This is a genomic window from Lysinibacillus sp. CTST325, assembly GCF_054665055.1.
Map to the genome: position 1 here is coordinate 170,823 of NZ_BAAFHO010000005.1, position 19,098 is coordinate 189,920.

Genomic DNA, 19,098 nt, shown 5'->3' on the forward strand with positions numbered 1-19,098 from the left:
ATGAGTCAATTATTTAAACTATTTAATCGAGCAAAGATTCAAACAGAAGAATATGATGAAACCCCGTTGTCAGATTTAGAAATAGCACGTTTAAAAAAACGACTGCATTCAAAATTGAAAACTCAAACATCAAAAAAGAAGAAGCTTACAATTTTAAGTGGGGTAGGTGTCGCTATGCTTGCCACTACCATAACCATTTCTAGCCCAAATGCACTTGCTAAATTGCCCATAATAGGTAACATTATTGAACAATATATGAATCACCCAGATGTTAATGACGATATGTATACAACGTATAAAAATATAATCGGACAAACTAAAGAAAATAAATATGGAACCTTAACGTTAAATGAAGTTATGTTAGATCAAGGAGAACTTTTCATCACGACTACTTATCATAGCAATAAACCCGTTCCAAACTCGGAATATCTTCAAGTTAATAAGCACCTTCCAGACACAGATTACCTGCCCCTTTTCCCTGAAATAAAATTAGATGGGAAGGAAGTAGAGTCTGGAGGAGGAGGAGCAGGTAATGATAAAATCGATGACCAAACATTTGTCATTTATAGTCAGATTAGCATTCCAAATATAGAGCTTTCTAAGCCACATAACATTCAGCTTTCTTTTGACACATTAGATGATAAAATTAGTGACCCTTGGGAATTTAACTTCACTGCCACAGGTGAAGCCATTGCGGCTAAAACAACAGAAACCATGATTAATCAATCTTTTGCTTTACCGAACGGACAGAAAGTTGTAGTTGAAAAAATTACTCAATCACCAGTTTCATTAATTCTTTATTATCATATGTTTCCGTCGCCTGATAAGACAATGGATTATGATGTCCTATTTAGATTATACGACCAGAATAATAATCAGTTAGGTCAATCTTCTTCTCAAACAATGCTTGAAAACTCTACACTTCGATTCCAGAAGGAAAACATGGATCCAATAACAAATATTACACTTGTTCCTCACTCTATTAATGTAAAAAGTGGCGTTCCTGACAAGGATGTTGTCAAAGTGTTTCATGAGTACACAATTACTACACAATTGAACAATTAAGTCTACCAATCTTAAAATATAAAAAAGAAAACGTCCAATTTGACAATGGACGTTTTCTCTTTAGACGTTACGTTGTTGCATTATTTCGACTCCCAATATTTAGTAGAATAACACCACCAATGATTAATATAATACCTAAAGCTGAGTAAAGATTAAAAATATCTCCCCATACAACGATACCTACAATGACTGTTAATGCTGTACCTATACCAGACCAAATGGCATAGGCAAGGCTTAATGGTAATGTTTTTAAGCATAGGGACAATGAATAAAACGAAATGCCATATCCTACTGCGACAGCTATGGATGGACCCAGAATTGTAAATGCTTCTGAAAACTTAAGCATCGTTGTTGCAATTACCTCGCTAACAATAGATAACGCTAAAAATAGATATCCCTTCATTTTCAAATTCCTCCTTAATGTCCGCTACCCGCAAGGTTAAGAATAACCACACCGACAATAATTAATAAAATACCCATAATTTTTTTTAGATTGAATAATTCCTTATAAAAGATTATACCGATGATCGCCGTTAGCGCCGTTCCTAACCCTGCCCATATGGCATAAGCAGTGCCAATTGCTAAAGATTGTAATGTTAGAGAAAAGAAATAAAAAGCCGTTCCATATCCAACCACTACACCTATTGAAGGGAATAATCGTTTAAAGCCATTAGTAAGTTTCAGCATCGAGCTTGCAAAAACTTCTGAGATAATTGAAATGAATAAAAAACCCAAAGCACTCATGTATGATAGTCCTTCCTTGTCATGTGCATTAATTGTTCAAAGACACCGTCTGCTGCCTTAGCGGAAATCGGTGCGATATTTAATAGCTTCGAATAATACAATCCATCAATCGTTAACCGAATCAAATGAACAACGGGTTCCTCCAAGCCATCTTGGAACAACTCGTCTAGTAAACATTCATAAACGGTTGAGATGGCTGAATGGTCATTTTGCATAATTTGAATCGCAATATTTAAGGATGCCCCATTTGCAAGATCTTTTTGAGAAGCTAAAATAAATGCTCTCGTTAATCTCCCTGTTCCTTGTTCAAGGCTTGCAAATTGCTCATAGGATTGTACAACCTCGTTCAAAATCGTTTCAGCGATTGCTGTTTGAAGCACATCCTTCGTATTAAAATGATACAATAATCCACCTTTGCTAATGTTCGCCCTACTGGCAATTTTATCTAAAGTTAAAGTACTTAAATCATTGTCCTTAAAATAATCGATCGCCGTTTGGACAATATGTAAACGTTTTAAATCTGCTTTTGATGACATAAAATCGCCCCCTTTTCAAACAAAAACCGTCTGGACGGTCTTTTTTATTTTATAGCTTACATCATACATCGTCAATTATTATGGATTTCATACGTCGCCTTTTCTGCTAATTCCTATCTCTATCCCTTCCATAAATGAAAGTAAACTTTTTATCCTTTCCTAAATAACTTTTCCACAATACACACTTTGTTTTGTATAATATTACAAAGAAAAAAGTTACGGCTTGGAAGGGATGATAAATAATTGGATTCTTTAAATACATACAGAACAATCTTGCAAATGGATCATAAAGGAATCTCTCATACTACAATTAACTTCTTAGTGGAGAATAGTGAATTAAAAAACGGACACTGGTACGATACGGCATCGACTGCGGGTCTATTTGGCATGGAAATTCAAGGTGCTACAACGATATTCACTGTCAATTTAAAACGGATATTAAAGTACTAAACGAAAATGAATAAGGAATAGAGACAGAAATAAGGCACTTCCTGTCCAAAATTGAACAAGAAGTGCCTTATTTTTATCTGAAAAAGGTTCGCTTTTATGAAAACGTAAATTTTTCAGTGCCCTCTCAAATTGTGAGAGGGCTCCTGTAAATTATTTCGGTAATGTAAACGTTTCTTTTTTACCTTTTGAAGTATCCTCCGCTCCTTTATTTCGGATAGGACCTAATTCAATTTCAAAGGCTTTATCTTTCCAAATTTTTTCATATTGCTCTTGATCTAATACGAATACTTGTAATAGCTCGCCAGTTTCGCTAGCTTTAATAACGTCATTATACTTGTAATTTAATAGCATACCTTCGCTTAATGCATATTGCATGCCATCATTGACTGATAATTTCGAAGACATAGAAGATAAGCCAATTTCACTATTAGCTTTATTTTCTAGCTTAAATTTCACTGTTAATAAAGTAACACCATTAGTGAAATTAGAGAAACGAGGGGCTTCGACCTCATTAGGTGTAAACTTTGTAAACTGATACCCTTCTAGAATTGCATTGACATCCCCTATTTTCTTACTTTCATTAATGTCGCTTTTTTCCTTCAACATCGTCTTTTCACCCATGTTGTCCATTGTTACTTTATCTTGATAAAATGAAGAATTACTTGCTACTTTTTTCGACCCATCCGTATTTATAGCAAGATTAAATCTGCCATCTGAACCAATCGTAGAGCCGTAATTTTCCTTTTCAGTAAGCGGTTTTGGAACCACTACTGCTACAGTGCCCAGTTCATTGATTTTTGCTAAATCTGTTTCACCGAATGGATAAGCGATATACCCTGTTACCTCTTCACCGGCTTTTAGCAAATAGTCTGTTTTGTAGTTTAGTTTTGTTGGTAATTGATCTGCTTCAGGAATTAAATCTTTATAATTCGAATAATCTTTATTTGCACCCGTAAATGTTACATATAAACTAGGCATGTAATACACATCTTTATCCATGTCATTCTTCACCGTATATTTAGCTAAAAGGACGCCACCGTTTGTTTGTTCACCAAATGGAATATTAAAATCTGTGTGGAAATCCTTTAATTCTACTACTGAATATGCATCAAGCGAAATTGAAACATTCTCCATTTTATGTACTTGTGGTTCATTGTTTTCAAAAAGAACTTTAGTTTTCCCTTGAGTTTCTTTTTCCATATAAGAAATTAAAGAAGCAAAGTCAGCTGATCCTTTTGTTGATTCTTGATCTTTTTTAGGTTCTTCCTTTTGGACTTTATCTTGTGCTTTTTCCTCTTGTGCTTTCTTTGGTTCATCGTCTTTCTTTGTTTCGTCTGTGCTTTTTCCACAACCACTAAGAATGATTGAAGTTGATAAAATTAGCGAAGACATTAAAAATAAACTCTTTTTCATTTCTTCCTCCACGATGTATCTTTAAATTTTTTGGCTCAACTGTAAAAACGAATTAAAAAAGATATTTTTTGAGCTGATACCCATTTTAATCCACATTTATCACCAAAACAACTTTAACTGGAAGAAATTGTACTAACGAAGGAATGAGTATCCAAATATTGTTTATTGAATAATTCTATCCTATTTTTCATTTCCCATTATTCCCCACATTTAATCTTTTTCGAAGTAATTCCTTTGAGTAATAATTATTTATGTACTAAAAAACGGTATTTCTCTGAAGTTATCAGAAAATAAGGATAATATACCCAAGATTATAGTCGCATGTGAATTCGCGCATTTTTACCTTAGCGCCGCAAATATATTCTCTTATAGAAATGTCAAAATTAAGCTTCACTTTTTACATTGACTCTCTTCAAAATCCGAGATAAACAAAAAAAGCTAGATAAAAGATAAGCATCTCTTTTCTAGCTACTTGTACCATATGATTTTCGTCTTACAACAATCCTGCCTTTGTTAAATAGTCGCGTGCCACATCTTCTATGTTTTGGCCTTCTACATTTACTCGATAATTCATTTCGCGCATTTCATCATCTGTTATTTGATTTGCCAGCTTATTTAATGCTGTTTCAATCTCAGGATATTTCTCTAGCGTCTCTTTCCTTAGTAAAGGAGCTCCTTGATAAGGTGGAAATAGTTGCTGGTCATCTGCTAAAACTTGCAGATTATATTGACGTATTTCACTATCCGTTGAATAAGCATCTAATAAATCTATATTTCCTGATTCGATCGCCTGATATCTAAGCTTTGGCTCCATCGTTGTTATGTTAGAAAGTGTAATACCATAACGCTTTTGAATACCCAAATAACCATCTTCTCGATCATTAAATTCCAATGTAAAACCAGCTTTTATCGTTTCTTGAATAGGCTTAATGTCAGAAATTGTTTGCAAATGATAAGTATCTGCCATTTGTTTTGATACTGCCAATGCATACGTATTGTTATATTTCATCGGACTAAGCATCACCATGCCAAATTTATTATCCATTCCTTCTTTTGCCTGATGATAAACATCTTCCTGATTATTATTGATGGCTTCCTCTTTTAAAAACTCTGAAATTGCCGTTCCCGTGAATTCTGGATAAATATCGATGCTGCCAGATTTAAGTGCATTAAATACAAAGGAAGTTTTACCAAGTCCAGGTTTTAATTGCACCTTTAAGTCTGTTTCATTTTCAATAAGCATTTTATACATATTAATAAGAATCTCTGGCTCAGAGCCGAGCTTACCTGCAATGACAATTTCTTCTTTCTCTTTGAAGTTTAGGAGCGGGAAAATCATCATTATTAATGCCACTACACTAATAATGCTCAAAGATGTCATTGTTTTTTTAAACGACAGTGATTCCAGTTTTTTTAGTAAGAAATCGAACACTAATGCTAAAATCGCCGCAGGGACAGCCCCTAAAATAATAAGTGCGGTATTATTTCGGTCAATGCCAAGCAAAATGATATCCCCTAATCCCCCAGCTCCAATTAATGCTGCTAAAGTTGCCGTTCCGACGATTAATACCATAGCTGTTCGAATCCCTGCCATGATAACGGGCATAGCAAGAGGCAATTCTACTTTCACTAATCGCTTTCGAGTATTCATCCCCATCGCCATCGCTGCCTCTTTTAAAGACGGATCTACTTCGTTTATCCCAGTAAACGTATTACGTAAAATCGGAAGAAGTGCGTAAACAACTAAGGCAATAATTGCAGGTACTTTTCCGATACCAAACAACGGAATCAATAACCCTAATAACGCCAATGAAGGAATCGTTTGTAAAACTGCACTAATACCGATAATACTTTCTGCTATTTTCTTTTTATTCGTTAAAAAGATTCCTAGAGGGATAGCAATCACCACCGCAAGAAATAATGCAATGAATGAAATTTGAATATGCTCTAATAAAGATGCCAATAGCTGGCCTTTTCGTTCACTAAACACATCAAAAAAATTAGCCATTTATATTACCTCTTTCTAAGGAATCATGTGCTAAGTACTGAAGCATTGCTGCTCTCGTGACAACGCCAATTATTTTCCCGTTCTCTTCCACACCTAAACATTCATCATGAGCTAATTTTTGAAGAATGGTATGCAAAGAATCTTTGGTAGAAATGGTGTTCTCTCGATTTCTTTGATGAACCTCATCATCAATTGGTTCCATTACAGCCTGGATATGGAAGGTTCCATACTCTTTTATCCCCACAAATTCTCGAACAAAATCATTAACAGGATTGTCTATGATTTCACGTGGAGTACCTATCTGTACAATCTCTCCATCCTTCATAACACATATGCGATCACCCAGTTTTAAGGCCTCTTGCATATCATGCGAAACAAAGACAATTGTTTTTTGTATCGTTTGCTGAAGCTCAAGAAGATCATCTTGTAATTTCGTACGACTAATCGGATCTAAAGCACTAAAAGGCTCATCCATTAAAATAATTTCGGGATCAGCTGCTAATGCACGAACAACACCGACCCTTTGTTGCTCACCACCAGAAAGCTCTTTTGGCTTACGCTGACTATATTTATCTGGTTCAAGTCCAACCATATCCAATAATTCACAAACTCGTTGCTGAATTTGCGGTTTACTCCATTTCTTTAATTCAGGCACAACAGCTATATTTTCTTCAATCGTCATATGGGGAAAAAGTGCAATTTGTTGAAGGACATAGCCGATATTCCATCGCAATTCATGAATGTTGTAATCACTAATTCTTTTACCGTTAATGCGAATGGTTCCTTCTGTTAAATGAATTAATCGATTAATCATTTTTAATAATGTTGTTTTTCCACAACCACTCGGTCCAATAAGAACAAAAAATTCTCCCTTATGGATCTCTAAATTAATAGATTTCACAGCGACTTGGTCATTTACATATTTTTTTGTTACATTTTCAAATGCTATCATCGTATAAGCTCCCTTTTTAGTAATGCACCTTAATAACGACATACTCTTTTACTCCACTTAGTTCAGAACGGAATTCATCTTCAACATTTGCAAAGATTACCTTGACCATTTTGACAACTATATATATTGACTTGATGTTTTAATATAGAAATAAACTACTATTTTTATCCTCTTCATTTCATATACGTTAAGCATAGTAGGTCTAGAACTAACTCTTTTTAAAGAGACATCGTGTTACTATATATATTTCACTAACTAAAATCATTTCAAACTTATTTCTTTGTTTTATATCAAGACGTTGGTCCTCTTGACGCTCTACTCTATTTGTCTCATAATTTTCATAGAAAATCGTATACTGTCTTTGAGTACAAATAAATAACCTTCAATTAAGATTTCCTTTCAAAATGACTAGCTTCATAAATGTTCATACTATCATTTTTGATTTTTCAGTAATTATTTCAACTATATTTAATTGGCCTTTTATTTCTCGATTATGCTGGAAATAAAGGAACTAAATGAAGGGTTTTTTCGTTCTATGAATGATGTACTCTATAAAAGAAAACTGACTTTATTTCTATTTATAACTCTGTAATAATTAGAAATATATGAACCTCGTTATTGAAAAGAAAGGAGGGAGATGTGGTAATCTACCAACATCAATGAACAATGAAATACTTCATAAATTTTTTAAAAGGTCTTCTGATTACTGTTATTGTTATCTGTATTTCGTTTTTTATGGTGACACAATTTTTCAATACTCATGAAACTGAAGAGCCTGTAGTTGTCGATAATAACCCTAGTGTAGAAGAGTTTATTGGCTCTATTGCTGAAATTGCTCGAAAACAAGGTTCCGAAAATGACTTGTATGCATCGGTTATTATTGCGCAAGCGGTGTTAGAAAGTGAGCATGGACAAAGTGGCCTTGGATCCGCTCCAAATAACAATTTATTTGGTATGAAAGGCAGTTACCAAAATAACTCCGTAACATTGGAAACATCTGAGGATGATGGTTCAGGTAATATGACAAGGGTGATGGCTGCATTTCGCAAATACCCTTCCTATGAAGCTTCCATACAAGATTATGTGAAATTAATGCGTAATGGGGTTTCCTGGAACAAAAATTTCTATGCAGGGGTTTTTAAAAGCAATACAAAGTCCTATACAGATGCTACGAAGTTTTTAACAGGCTCCTATGCAACAGATTCACAATACAATGAAAAGCTTAATACAGTAATAGCAAAGTATGATTTACAACAGTATGACAGTCCTGTCAAAGATAAAAAAACAATTACCGTAGCAGATGGAGACTCTCTTATGCATATTGCAGAGGCTCATAATGTTAAAGTTACTTCCATTAAACAATGGAATCAGCTTCGATCTGATAGACTTGAAGCCGGACAACAATTAAATATTTATAAATATTAACCAAAACCTCCAAGCTTAATTAGGATTTATCCTTGTAGCATGGAGGTTTTAGTAATATTTGCTTTCTATCACTCTTTTAAACGCCACCATGAAAACTCAGTATTAATATCTTTCTGAACATTCAATATCACTGTTTTATTAAGCCTTCGCTAGTCAACTCGTAAACTGTTGTCGCTACTTCGTTTAAATAGCGACGATCATGCGAAATACTAATAATGACTCCACCAAATTCTGCTAATGCACTATACAGTACAGGAGTCGTCAAAGGACTAAAGTTTCTTGTTGGTTCATCTAATACCAATATTTCGCAACGTTCCAATATCATTTTTAACAAGAGTAGTTTCGCCTTTTGCCCCCCACTTAAGTTTCCAATCGTTTGTTGCATTTCATCGTGGGTAAATTTCATACTCCCTAATCGGTTAAAAGCTTTCGTCATAGTTTCTTTATTGCCGGTTGTTTCTAAAAATTTAATAGGTGTTTGAGTTGGATCCAATAAATCCTCATAATTTTGAGGCATGTATCCTATTTTTAAGGAACAGCATTCAGTTAGCTCATCCATTATTCTCTTCAATAAAGTCGTTTTCCCTACCCCATTTTCTCCAATGATCGCAACTTTCTCGGGTCCAGTTATGGATAACTTTATATTTTTTGAAAGCTGTTTATTGTCTATTTGAAGAGCTTCGATCGATAGCTCTAGAATTTTCTTACTGCGATGCACGTATACCGAGGAATCAAAGCGAAATTCGCTTGCCTCTTCTATACTCGGTACTTCTAAAAATTCTTCCGTTGCTTTCTCCATGCGTTTCTTTTGATTTTTTAATGACTTTATTTTCTTTTGTAATCTGGGATCTGAGCGAGACACATTCTGATGTTGATGTTCAGCCTTTTTCCAAACATCTTGCCATTTATTCATTTGTTTTTTATAATCTGCTGCTTGCTTTCTCGCAGTCTGTTCCTGTTTATTCAAATTATTCTCTCGATTGAGAAGATACTTTTCATAGGGTTCTCTTGAGAATGAATATTTAGGTATTTGCTTCCTTTTTATTAGCTCCATGTGAATAATCGCGTTCGCTGTATTACTTATAAATGTTTCATCATGTGATATAAAAATGACAGGCATCGTCGTCTGTTGAATAAATCTTTCCAACCATTCTATCATTCCAATATCCAAATCATTTGTCGGTTCATCTAACAAAAGAACATCTGGATTTTTGGCGAATATATTTAAAAAACGATACTTAAATCGTTCACCTCCCGAAAAATCACCTATCCTTTTTTCTGAAACTAATGATTCAACCCCAAAATCATCCATTACCTTTAACAACTCTTTACTCCAACTATTTTCTGTAAAAAATTCAGTAACGGTCATCTTTTTTTCTTTAGCTGACAGTTCCTGTGAAAGAAATCCTAGTGAGTAATTATTTTTAAGAACTTTTCCTTCAAAAGTACAATAATTAGCAATCAATTGTTCATCGTAAATGAGTTTTAATAAAGTACTTTTTCCATTGCCCTCTTCACCAATGATGACAATCTTGTCTTCCTTTTGAGTACTAAAATTAAAATTTTCAATTAAAGTTCGGAAATCTTTCTTCGTTTTAATTGTAAGATTGTGAATTTCAATCATATAGATTCCCCTTTCATTTTTCCACCCTTACCGTTTGTCTTAGTTGCTCATATGCATCACCCCAAGTCTTTATAAAAACAAAAAAAGATGCCCCTGTTAGTAAACAGAAGCATCTCGCTCAACAAAAGTATTTACTCAATGTGTAAAAATCAAAGAGTAATAGAATAGATATATGACAGGTGAAAATTAGCTTCTTGTTTATTTATTATGGAATTTGCTTTAATAATAAATAAACAATTGCTCATATTCTTCACCCTCCGTTCATTCAAATATAGCTGATTGGTTTAATCTAACATTATATTTATATTTTGTCAATTGTATGAAAACTTATGATGATAAAATGATTTCATTCAGAGGATTAAAATAAGCTCCCTACTGCTGTTATTGTTGTTGCTAAATCTGTTCTATATAGCGGATGTAATTCATTCAGACTATTAATATTTACTTCATTCCCACCTAGTGATGAATGGACATAAAGATCATCTCCAATGTACAGTGCAATATGTCCTGGGAAGTATAATAAGTCTCCCTTTTGTATGTGCTCTAGCGATATTTCCTTGATAGGAAAACCTTCAACGATTTTAGCATCGCGATAAATATTTACCCCGTTTAGCATATATGCCATTGAACATAGACCTGAGCAATCAATACCTAACGGCGATTTTCCTCCCCAGCGATAGGGTGTTGTTAAATAGCTAAGCGCTGTTTGGACAACATTTTCTCGTAATTGTTGCTCGGGTAAGCTGTTTTCTAGAATTTTTTCTTGTAGCCATTGCCTACGTAGATAACCTAGCTCACCCGACACTAATTGTACTGCTGCCCATTCAGGATCTAGCTCGTCAATGACAATCGAACAGATGATAGAGCCTTTAACGAGTGTCATCATTTTCGTACTCTGAATAAGAGGTTGTTGCAAAACATCTGCAAAGCTTTGGCTAATAAAATGGTTTGCCTTTTGTAGCCAAATGTCCGTTTTTACTTCATCAACTAGTAAGTTATCTTTCTTACAATAGCCTTCATAGCGATAAGCAGTTTGTATGCGGACCCAGTTTTCATCTATTTCTTCCATGATTTGAACCGTCATTCCGTATAGTACCTCATCCACTAATTCTGAAGCTTCATCTGGCTTTTCGTGTAAATTCGCAATCATTGACGTCACAATGGCATTCATTCTATCATCTCCTTCCGCTTCACCAAATAATCATAAACAACTTTGGAAATACGACCAATTAGCTGCCTAGCATAATCATTATTAGTAACCTCTGTGACGAAAACGCCAATAAGATAATCCCCAGAGCTACTATATACAATCCCAACATCATGATCTACCGTATCAAGACCACCTGTTTTGTGAGCAAGTTTCACTTCATCTACTAAATAACGCTTTAGTGATTCGTGTACACGTTGACGACATAAAATATCTATCGTAAGCTCACTAAATACTGATGATAACAAGTCCCTACGATAAATTCGTGCAAATAGCAGTGCCATATCACATGCTGACGTAGTATTATCAAAGCCTTTTGCTAGTCTTTCGAAATCCATCATCTTACGTTGAACTGTAGTTTGCAGAAGTCCAATTTCACTAAAATATTGATTGAGCGTATCCATTCCAAGAAAATCGATTAGTACATTTGTTGCTGTATTATCACTCGTAATAATCATCCATACTAAAAGCTCATAGATGGTACTTTGCTCTAGCCGCTGCTCACTAATAACACTAAATTCAACCCATTCTTCTGGTGCTATCTTAATCTCTTGCTCTAATGATAGATTGTTGCTTTCTACATATTTCATAACAGCAAGTAGTATTGGCACTTTAATTAAGCTAGCACTGGAAAACGTGTCTTCTATTTTTTCTCTAATATAAAAATGCTCCGTTTTACAATCTTTCACAAACATATGCACTTTATAGGGTGCTTTTTGAAGAATTTGTGTAATCGTTTGCTTCATATTTCACACCTACTCTATAACTTTTATCATTTGATTCTCCGTGTCCATTGTAATAGTTCGACCTAATGGCAGGGACATCGTTGGTAAACAGTGGCCACAAGTAATGTCTTTAACGATAGGTATATGGAGTGGACCTAAAATTTCTTGAAAAATTGTTTGTAGTGATAAGCTATTCAACGGATGTTTTGGATTTTCTGGACCACAATTTGTCCAAGCTCCCAATAAGATACCAGCCACCTCATCTAGTTTGCCTGCCAATTTTAGCTGTGTAAGCATCCGATCCACACGTTGCTCACTCTCATCTACATCCTCTAAAAATATGATTTTACCCCTTGTATCAATTTCATAAGGTGTCCCAAGAGATGCCGTCACTAGTGTTAAGTTCCCACCAATAAGCTGCCCTGTCGCTTTGCCAGCTACAAGCGTTGTCATTGTACGTCCAGGTGGATTTTCAAGGCAGTAGTCCGTACGTTCTGTTGCTGTCACACTGTCGATAAAGGACTTCCATGTATATTCATCCATCTCCGGCCGAATAAATTCTGTAGAGGGCATTGGTGTATGATACGTGACAAAGTCACATTGTTGGTTAAAAGCGATATGTAATGCTGTTACATCGCTATAGCCAGCAAATACTTTTGGGTTGGCTTTTATCATATCGAAATCTAGAAGCGGTAAAATTTTCGTCGCCCCGTAACCTCCACGTATACAGAAGATGCCGTCAATATTAGAGTTCCTAAACATTTGATTAACTTCAGAAGCTCTTAATTCATCTGAGCCTGCTAAGTAGCCATGTCTTGCTCTACATGTTTCCCCAGCGACAACCTTAAAACCTAGCTTTTCAATACTTTGAACGGCAGGGAGAAATTTTTCAGGTGGGGTAGCACCCGAAGCACTTATCAAACCAATTGTGTCACCCTTTTTCAATGCCTTTGGACGAATCATTTGCTTACCTCCATTTTTAGTGAAGTTCGGTATCTATCCAATTCCTCTTCATTAGCCAAGACAAAATGACCTTCTTCTATTTCGGTAAATGACGGTGGCTGAATGTCATAGTTATGCTGTGAAGGATTGTAGATTTCTACGACTTTATTACGCTCCTTATATGGATTTGGTTCAGGTACTGCCGACAATAAAGCTCTTGTATATGGATGAAGGGGATTAGCAAACAGTTTTTCTGTCTCTGCTAACTCAACAATTTTACCTTTATAAATAACAGCAGTTCGATCCGTAATAAATCGGACTACAGATAAGTCATGAGCTATGAATAAATAGGTTAAATCATTTTGCTGCTGTAGGTTTGCTAGTAAATTTAATACTTGTGCACGAATGGATACGTCTAATGCTGAAATTGGTTCATCCGCAATAATAAACTCTGGCTCCATTACTAGTGCACGTGCAATGCCGATACGCTGACGCTGTCCTCCTGAAAATTCATGTGGGAAGCGACTAGAAAACTCCGGTAATAATCCTACATTTAATAAGGCATTGCGTACCTTCTGTTGACGATCTGCCTCATTTTTGAAGTTCTTTGTATTAATAAGTCCCTCTGAAATAATATAGTCTACCTTTGCGCGTTCATTTAGCGACCCCATAGGATCTTGAAAAATCATTTGGATTTTCTGTGTAATTTCTCGATCCCACTCCTTCGGTATTTTGCCATTTAGTTTCTTACCGTGATACAGTATTTGACCTTCAGTGACTTCATTGATACGCATAATAGCTCGGCCGATTGTTGTTTTTCCAGAGCCTGATTCACCTACTAAACCAAATGTTTCACCTTTAAAAATATCGAAGCTGACATCATCAATCGCTATAAATTTATGTTTACCTTTCCCAAAAACAACCTTTAAATTTTTCACCTCAACTACTACTTCTTTATGACTCATGCGCGTATCGTCTCCCTTCTTCGAAAAAGGCTTGTAGCGCTTCAGGGGGCTCCACTTTCGGCGCAAGTGGATCTAATAGCCACGTACGAGCATAATGTGTGTCACTGACCTGAAAAAATGGTGGACGTTCCATAAAATCAATCTTTAACGCATATTGATTGCGAGGTGCAAAGGCATCTCCTTTAATTTCTTGAAAAAGATTTGGTGGAGTACCTTTGATAGAATAAAGCTGCTCCCCTTTTGAGCCTAGTTGCGGTAAAGAAGAAATGAGTGCCCATGTATAAGGATGCTTGCCATTAAAGAAAATTTCATGCGTCTTCCCTATTTCGATGACATCACCTGCATACATCACTGCAATACGGTCAGCAACCTTCGCTACGACGCCTAAATCATGCGTTATATAAACAGTCGTTAGTCCATATTTTTGTTGAAGATTTTTTAAAAGCTGCAAAATTTGCGCTTGGATTGTTACGTCTAATGCAGTTGTTGGCTCATCACAAATTAAGATCTTAGGCTTACACGCTAGTGCAATAGCTATTACAATTCGTTGACGCATACCTCCTGAAAATTCGTGAGGATATTGCTTATAACGCTTTTCCACATCGTGAATCCCAACATCTTTTAACAATTTTAAAGTTTCTTCGTATGCTGCCTTGCCCTTTAAATTCTGATGTAAAATAACACATTCCTCAATTTGCTTGCCAATCGTTTTCAGTGGATTTAATGATGTCATTGGATCCTGTGTAACCATTGCCACTTCTTTTCCACGAATGCTTAGCCACTCCCGCTCGGATTTAAACTGTGCTAAATCCCTATCATTGTAGATGATCTGCCCCTGATCGATGTAGCCATTTTTATCGAGTAAGCCCATGATTGATTTCATTAGAACAGATTTTCCTGAACCTGACTCGCCAACGATTGCTAGACTTTCACCTCTGTATAAATCGAGGGAAATATGACGAATAGCCGTTAGCACTCTGCCACGAAGTTTAAATTTAATAACAAGGTTTTGGATAGTTAAAATAGGTGATTTTTGTGTCACTTCCAACATCCCCCTTTATACGTGATTTTTCGGATCTGCTGCGTCTGCAAATGAATTTCCTATAATATAAAATGCGATTGTAATCATACTTAATACAATACTTGGAAAAATGAGCTGATATCTTAATTCTGGAGACATCATGAGTACTCGTCCTTCATTAATTAAATTTCCTAAAGACGGCTCACTAATCGGTAGTCCTAATCCAATATATGTTAAAAACACTTCTGAGCCTATAGCAAATGGTATGGCTAGACTCATTCGTAACATAATGACGGAAATGAGATAGGGTAATAGGTTTTTTAAAATAATTCGATAATCGGGTGTACCTAAACATTTTGAGGCTAAGTTATACTCACGATCACGCAAAATAACAATTTGATTGCGTATAAATCTTGCCATTTCTACCCAGCCCGTAATACACATGGCAATAATAATAGTTGAAATACTTGGTCGCAAAATATAAGACATTAAAATAAGCACAATTGTTGTCGGTATATTATCAACGACGTTGTAAAGCTGTGTAATGGGCATCTCTAATTTCCGCGAAAAACCCCAAAGTGTGCCGATCGTAATACCGACGATAGCCTCTACTAAAGCAACTACACAGCCAATAAATAACGATGTCCTTGTCCCTGCCCAAATACGTGACCATAAATCCTGTCCAATGGAATTTGTCCCAAACCAAAATTCGGCGTTAGGTGCAACATTACGTGCTTGGAGACCCGTCTGCTCATCTAAATATATTTCAGTCGGTGATTTTTGTGCTGGTAAATACGGCTGTAAAATGGTAAAAGCTACGATAATAAGCACGCCAACTAATAAAAAGACAGCGATGCGATTTTTCAAAAAGGATTTCCATGTTGAACGCCAATAGGAATAATTAGAATAGGCTGTTTCTTCAGCTTGACGGTCATCTACTTCCGCAAAATCGAACAATGTTTCACGTGATTTGTTTGAGATATTATTTATTTCTTCTGAATACATTCCCATTAACGTACACTCTCCCCTTTCCCCAATTTAATGCGCGGATCAACAAGAGCCATTGCAATATCACCTAAAATTAGTCCGATAATTCCAAGTGAAGAGAACACAAGCACTAAGCCTTGTACAATCGCATTATCCTGTCGCTGTATAGCATCTACGAGTAAGCCCCCCATACCAGGAATAGAATATAAGGATTCAATGTAGATGGAACCTGTAATGGTAAAAAGAATAGTTGCTGGTAAATACTGTGCCATCGGAATAAAAGCGTTTCGTAGTACATGTTTAAACATTAATGCACGCTCTTTAACTCCTTTTGCTCTCGCTAGCTTAATGTAATCTTTGTTTAGTTCATCCACCATGTACCGCCGCATCCACATAGCATAGGAGGCAGTCGGTGCTAATGCCATTGAAGTCAGTGGTAAAATCCAAGTAATAGGATTATATTCATCAAAAAGCATAGGTAAATGGAAAATTTCTGTAATATACATTTGGATGACTAAATAATAGACGGCGGCTGGCACTGCAACGATAATGACGATATAGCCTGTCCCTAAGCGGTCCAGCCAGCGTCCCTTCATCTGGGCCATCAATATGCCGAGCGGAACTCCAATTAGAAGAGATAGCGCAACCGCCCCTAAACCAAATAACAAGGAATACATGATCTTATCTGCAATAATCGTGACGACTGGTACATCTGTCCGATATGTAACGGATTTACCTAAATCACCATGAAACAGCTTAGCGTAAAAATTTCCTAACTGTACAAGTAACGGGTCACGTAAGCCTAAATTCGTTAAATATACTTCTTGTTGTGCAGGTGACATTTTATTCGCTGCTGCCCCTAAATAGCCTTCTTCTGGCATTAAACGTAGTAATGAAAAAACAATCGTAATAATAATAAATAGTGTTAAAACTGATTGTAATAAACGCTTACCTATATACCTCAGCATCATTTCATCCTCCTTCTTCAGAAAGACAGAAGGAGATGCCGACTTTTTTATTTCGGTATCTCCTTCATAAAATACTAACTACTTTTGACTTTTTCTTAAATGTCGCAATGAACCTACTATTTTCACCATCATCCAATGTCCGATTCAACTATCAAAATTTGAGCATTGATTGAAGTTTCACTTTATTTTGCTGCTTTAGCTAACGCATCCGCACGTTCCTGCTCCCACTTCGCTAAAGCTTCTTTAAACTCCTCATTACTCATCGGTTTATCTAACACTCGCTGACCTTTAAATTTCTCAGCAGTCACACCAAATGGAGAATATTGAGCCTCAAATGGATTTAATTTAGAAGCAACATAGCCACTTCCCCCTACTGAATAAGGGATAACAAATGCCTCATCAATTAAGAAGGCTTCCGCTTTGGCAAACACTTCGTACCGTTTTGCTGTATCGATCGTCGCTTTTGCTTCGTCCACTAAATTTTGATATTTTGATTTTCCATTTGCTTCAGTATAGCCTTCAGCTAGCTCTGGTTTATTATAAGTACCGTCTGCAGTGAATGGATCTGTATACGTTGATGGATCGGCATAGTCTGGACCCCAGTTTGCTTCAAGTAATGCAAATTTACCAGGTTTACGAACCTCTGATAAAAATCCTGTAGATGGTCCGGCCTCTATGATAATATCTACAAAATCAGTACCTAATAGTTTTTCAATTTGCTGTTCAACCACTTGTGAACGATTTGCCCAATCTGGACCACCGGAGTTATAAGGCATTAACACTTTTACTGGGAAAGTTACTTTTCCTTCTAGAGCTTTTTTCGCTTTTTCTTTGTATTCCAATGCCTTCTCCTTGTTGAAGGAGTCATTATTTGTAATATCAGCTAATGGTGCTAACTGTGTATAGTCAGCTCCCTCCACATTGACAAAGTTTTTAGGAGTAATCGTGTTGCTAAGCAAATCTTTTGGATTATAAGGTTCTAAAGTTAACATTGCAGATTCACGGTCGAGTGCATGGAATAGAGATTTTCGGAAATCTTTATTATTGACCGCTTTCTTCCAATTTTCAGGCTCGTATTCCGCATCAAATTGCGGGTTAAAGTTTAATGCATAGAAATACGTATAGAAGTTATTTTGTGTTTGACGAATTTGTGATTTTTTCTTATCATCTTTAAACCACTCATCAATTATAGAAGTTGGTATGCTTGCTGAATCGACTTCTCCTCGTAAAAATAATTCTGGTTCAACTGTAGCCGCTTCTTTATTGTATTTATAACGAATGCGATCGATCAGAACATGGTCTTTATCCCAATACTTATCATTTCTCACAAGTACTCGCTCATTTTGCGGCTCAAATTTATCTAAAATAAAGGAACCGTTATAAAGGAAATTTTCACGAGTTGTACCAAAACTATCACCTTTTTCTGCTATAAACTTGCCATTAACCGGGAAGAAGCAGACATAGTTCAACATAGAAAGGAAATAAGGTGTTGGCTTTTCTAAAGTATATTCTACTGTATGTTCATCTATTGCCTTTATGCCAACCTTCGTAAAATCTGTCATATCACCGTTATAGAAGGCTTCCCCGTTTTTCACGACTGTAGCAATCCAAGCTGTTGATGATTCATTTTTCGCATCAAGTACATAATGTAAGCCATCTACAAAATCTTGAGCAACAACATCCGCATACTCTTTCCCGTCATGAGTGACCCATTTTGCATCGTCACGTAGCTTGAACGTCCAAACTGTAGCATCGTCATTTGATGACCATTCTTTGGCTATGCTTGGTTGTACAACGCCATACTTATCATACTCAATTAATCCATCAATTAAGTTCGCCGCCACAGCAAACTCATTGGTTTCAGAGGTCTTTAAGTAATTTAACGTTTTTATTTCCCCCGAATAAACAACGCGATACTCTGATTTTTTTTCACTTGAAGAATCATCACTACATGCTGCACAAAGCATGACAACAAGACACACGAAAAGCAACCAATACCTTTTCATTATAAGCATCCCCCTAGTAATCTTATTTATCTACATAAAGTGACAGTAAAAATCCCACTT

General features: G+C 35.9%; 18 protein-coding genes. 3 read left to right on the forward strand and 15 right to left on the reverse strand.

The genetic code is table 11. The annotated features are described in order from the left end of the window. Positions 1-1,065: a DUF4179 domain-containing protein gene (locus ACYQ73_RS14180; protein WP_460013077.1), complete on the forward strand. Its 1,065-nt coding sequence runs from the start codon at positions 1-3 to the stop codon at positions 1,063-1,065. Between the two features lie 67 nt (positions 1,066-1,132). Here ACYQ73_RS14180 and ACYQ73_RS14185 read toward each other — a convergent pair whose 3' ends face one another. From ACYQ73_RS14185 to ACYQ73_RS14195, 3 genes are read right to left on the reverse strand one after another with little or no spacing between them, the layout of a single operon-like run. Beyond that, positions 1,133-1,468, reverse strand: a complete 336-nt coding sequence (locus tag ACYQ73_RS14185; RefSeq protein WP_460013078.1) for a DMT family transporter — start codon at positions 1,466-1,468, stop codon at positions 1,133-1,135. A 14-nt stretch (positions 1,469-1,482) separates the two neighbouring features. Beyond that, positions 1,483-1,809: a DMT family transporter gene (locus ACYQ73_RS14190; RefSeq protein ID WP_460013079.1), complete on the reverse strand. Its 327-nt coding sequence runs from the start codon at positions 1,807-1,809 to the stop codon at positions 1,483-1,485. Further along, the gene (locus ACYQ73_RS14195) at positions 1,806-2,345 is read right to left on the reverse strand and encodes a TetR/AcrR family transcriptional regulator (RefSeq protein ID WP_460013080.1); all 540 of its coding nucleotides are present in this window, start codon (positions 2,343-2,345) and stop codon (positions 1,806-1,808) included. The genes ACYQ73_RS14190 and ACYQ73_RS14195 overlap by 4 nt, the downstream gene beginning before the upstream one ends. A gap of 243 nt (positions 2,346-2,588) precedes the next feature. Between ACYQ73_RS14195 and ACYQ73_RS14200 the strand changes: the two genes are divergently transcribed. Continuing rightward, the gene (locus ACYQ73_RS14200) at positions 2,589-2,795 is read left to right on the forward strand and encodes a hypothetical protein (RefSeq protein WP_460013233.1); all 207 of its coding nucleotides are present in this window, start codon (positions 2,589-2,591) and stop codon (positions 2,793-2,795) included. Between the two features lie 150 nt (positions 2,796-2,945). Here the strand turns inward: ACYQ73_RS14200 and ACYQ73_RS14205 are convergent, their stop codons facing one another. The 3 genes from ACYQ73_RS14205 to ACYQ73_RS14215 all read right to left on the reverse strand — a co-directional run bounded on the left by ACYQ73_RS14205 (position 2,946) and on the right by ACYQ73_RS14215 (position 7,168). Beyond that, complete coding sequence (locus ACYQ73_RS14205; RefSeq protein WP_460013081.1) at positions 2,946-4,208, reverse strand: DUF5068 domain-containing protein; 1,263 nt, start codon at positions 4,206-4,208, stop codon at positions 2,946-2,948. Positions 4,209-4,701: 493 nt separating this feature from the next. Next, the gene (locus ACYQ73_RS14210) at positions 4,702-6,216 is read right to left on the reverse strand and encodes an ABC transporter permease/substrate-binding protein (RefSeq protein ID WP_460013082.1); all 1,515 of its coding nucleotides are present in this window, start codon (positions 6,214-6,216) and stop codon (positions 4,702-4,704) included. Further along, the gene (locus tag ACYQ73_RS14215; protein WP_460013083.1) at positions 6,209-7,168 is read right to left on the reverse strand and encodes an ABC transporter ATP-binding protein; all 960 of its coding nucleotides are present in this window, start codon (positions 7,166-7,168) and stop codon (positions 6,209-6,211) included. Before ACYQ73_RS14215 ends, ACYQ73_RS14210 begins: the two co-directional genes overlap by 8 nt. 666 nt (positions 7,169-7,834) lie before the next feature. Here ACYQ73_RS14215 and ACYQ73_RS14220 point away from each other — a divergent pair. Then, positions 7,835-8,593: a glucosaminidase domain-containing protein gene (locus ACYQ73_RS14220; protein ID WP_460013084.1), complete on the forward strand. Its 759-nt coding sequence runs from the start codon at positions 7,835-7,837 to the stop codon at positions 8,591-8,593. A 127-nt stretch (positions 8,594-8,720) separates the two neighbouring features. Here ACYQ73_RS14220 and ACYQ73_RS14225 read toward each other — a convergent pair whose 3' ends face one another. From ACYQ73_RS14225 to ACYQ73_RS14265, 9 genes are all read right to left on the reverse strand, one after another. Further along, the gene (locus ACYQ73_RS14225; protein WP_460013085.1) at positions 8,721-10,217 is read right to left on the reverse strand and encodes an ATP-binding cassette domain-containing protein; all 1,497 of its coding nucleotides are present in this window, start codon (positions 10,215-10,217) and stop codon (positions 8,721-8,723) included. A 358-nt stretch (positions 10,218-10,575) separates the two neighbouring features. Continuing rightward, positions 10,576-11,388, reverse strand: coding sequence for an NlpC/P60 family protein (locus ACYQ73_RS14230; protein ID WP_460013086.1), 813 nt, complete (start codon positions 11,386-11,388; stop codon positions 10,576-10,578). Beyond that, positions 11,385-12,170: a serine hydrolase gene (locus ACYQ73_RS14235; protein WP_460013087.1), complete on the reverse strand. Its 786-nt coding sequence runs from the start codon at positions 12,168-12,170 to the stop codon at positions 11,385-11,387. Before ACYQ73_RS14235 ends, ACYQ73_RS14230 begins: the two co-directional genes overlap by 4 nt. Before the next feature lie 9 nt (positions 12,171-12,179). Continuing rightward, entirely contained in the window at positions 12,180-13,112 is a 933-nt protein-coding gene (locus ACYQ73_RS14240; protein ID WP_460013088.1) for a S66 peptidase family protein, read from the reverse strand. Continuing rightward, complete coding sequence (locus ACYQ73_RS14245; RefSeq protein ID WP_460013089.1) at positions 13,109-14,056, reverse strand: ATP-binding cassette domain-containing protein; 948 nt, start codon at positions 14,054-14,056, stop codon at positions 13,109-13,111. Before ACYQ73_RS14245 ends, ACYQ73_RS14240 begins: the two co-directional genes overlap by 4 nt. Continuing rightward, on the reverse strand, positions 14,046-15,098 hold the full coding sequence (locus tag ACYQ73_RS14250; RefSeq protein WP_460013090.1) for an ABC transporter ATP-binding protein: 1,053 nt from the start codon (positions 15,096-15,098) through the stop codon (positions 14,046-14,048). The genes ACYQ73_RS14245 and ACYQ73_RS14250 overlap by 11 nt, the downstream gene beginning before the upstream one ends. Positions 15,099-15,113: 15 nt before the next feature. Further along, positions 15,114-16,088, reverse strand: coding sequence for an ABC transporter permease (locus ACYQ73_RS14255; RefSeq protein ID WP_460013091.1), 975 nt, complete (start codon positions 16,086-16,088; stop codon positions 15,114-15,116). Then, a complete protein-coding gene (locus ACYQ73_RS14260) occupies positions 16,088-17,032 on the reverse strand; it encodes an ABC transporter permease (RefSeq protein WP_460013092.1) in 945 nt (314 codons plus the stop codon). Before ACYQ73_RS14260 ends, ACYQ73_RS14255 begins: the two co-directional genes overlap by 1 nt. 182 nt (positions 17,033-17,214) lie before the next feature. Beyond that, a complete protein-coding gene (locus ACYQ73_RS14265; protein ID WP_460013093.1) occupies positions 17,215-19,038 on the reverse strand; it encodes a peptide ABC transporter substrate-binding protein in 1,824 nt (607 codons plus the stop codon). Between the last annotated feature and the right edge of the window lie 60 nt (positions 19,039-19,098).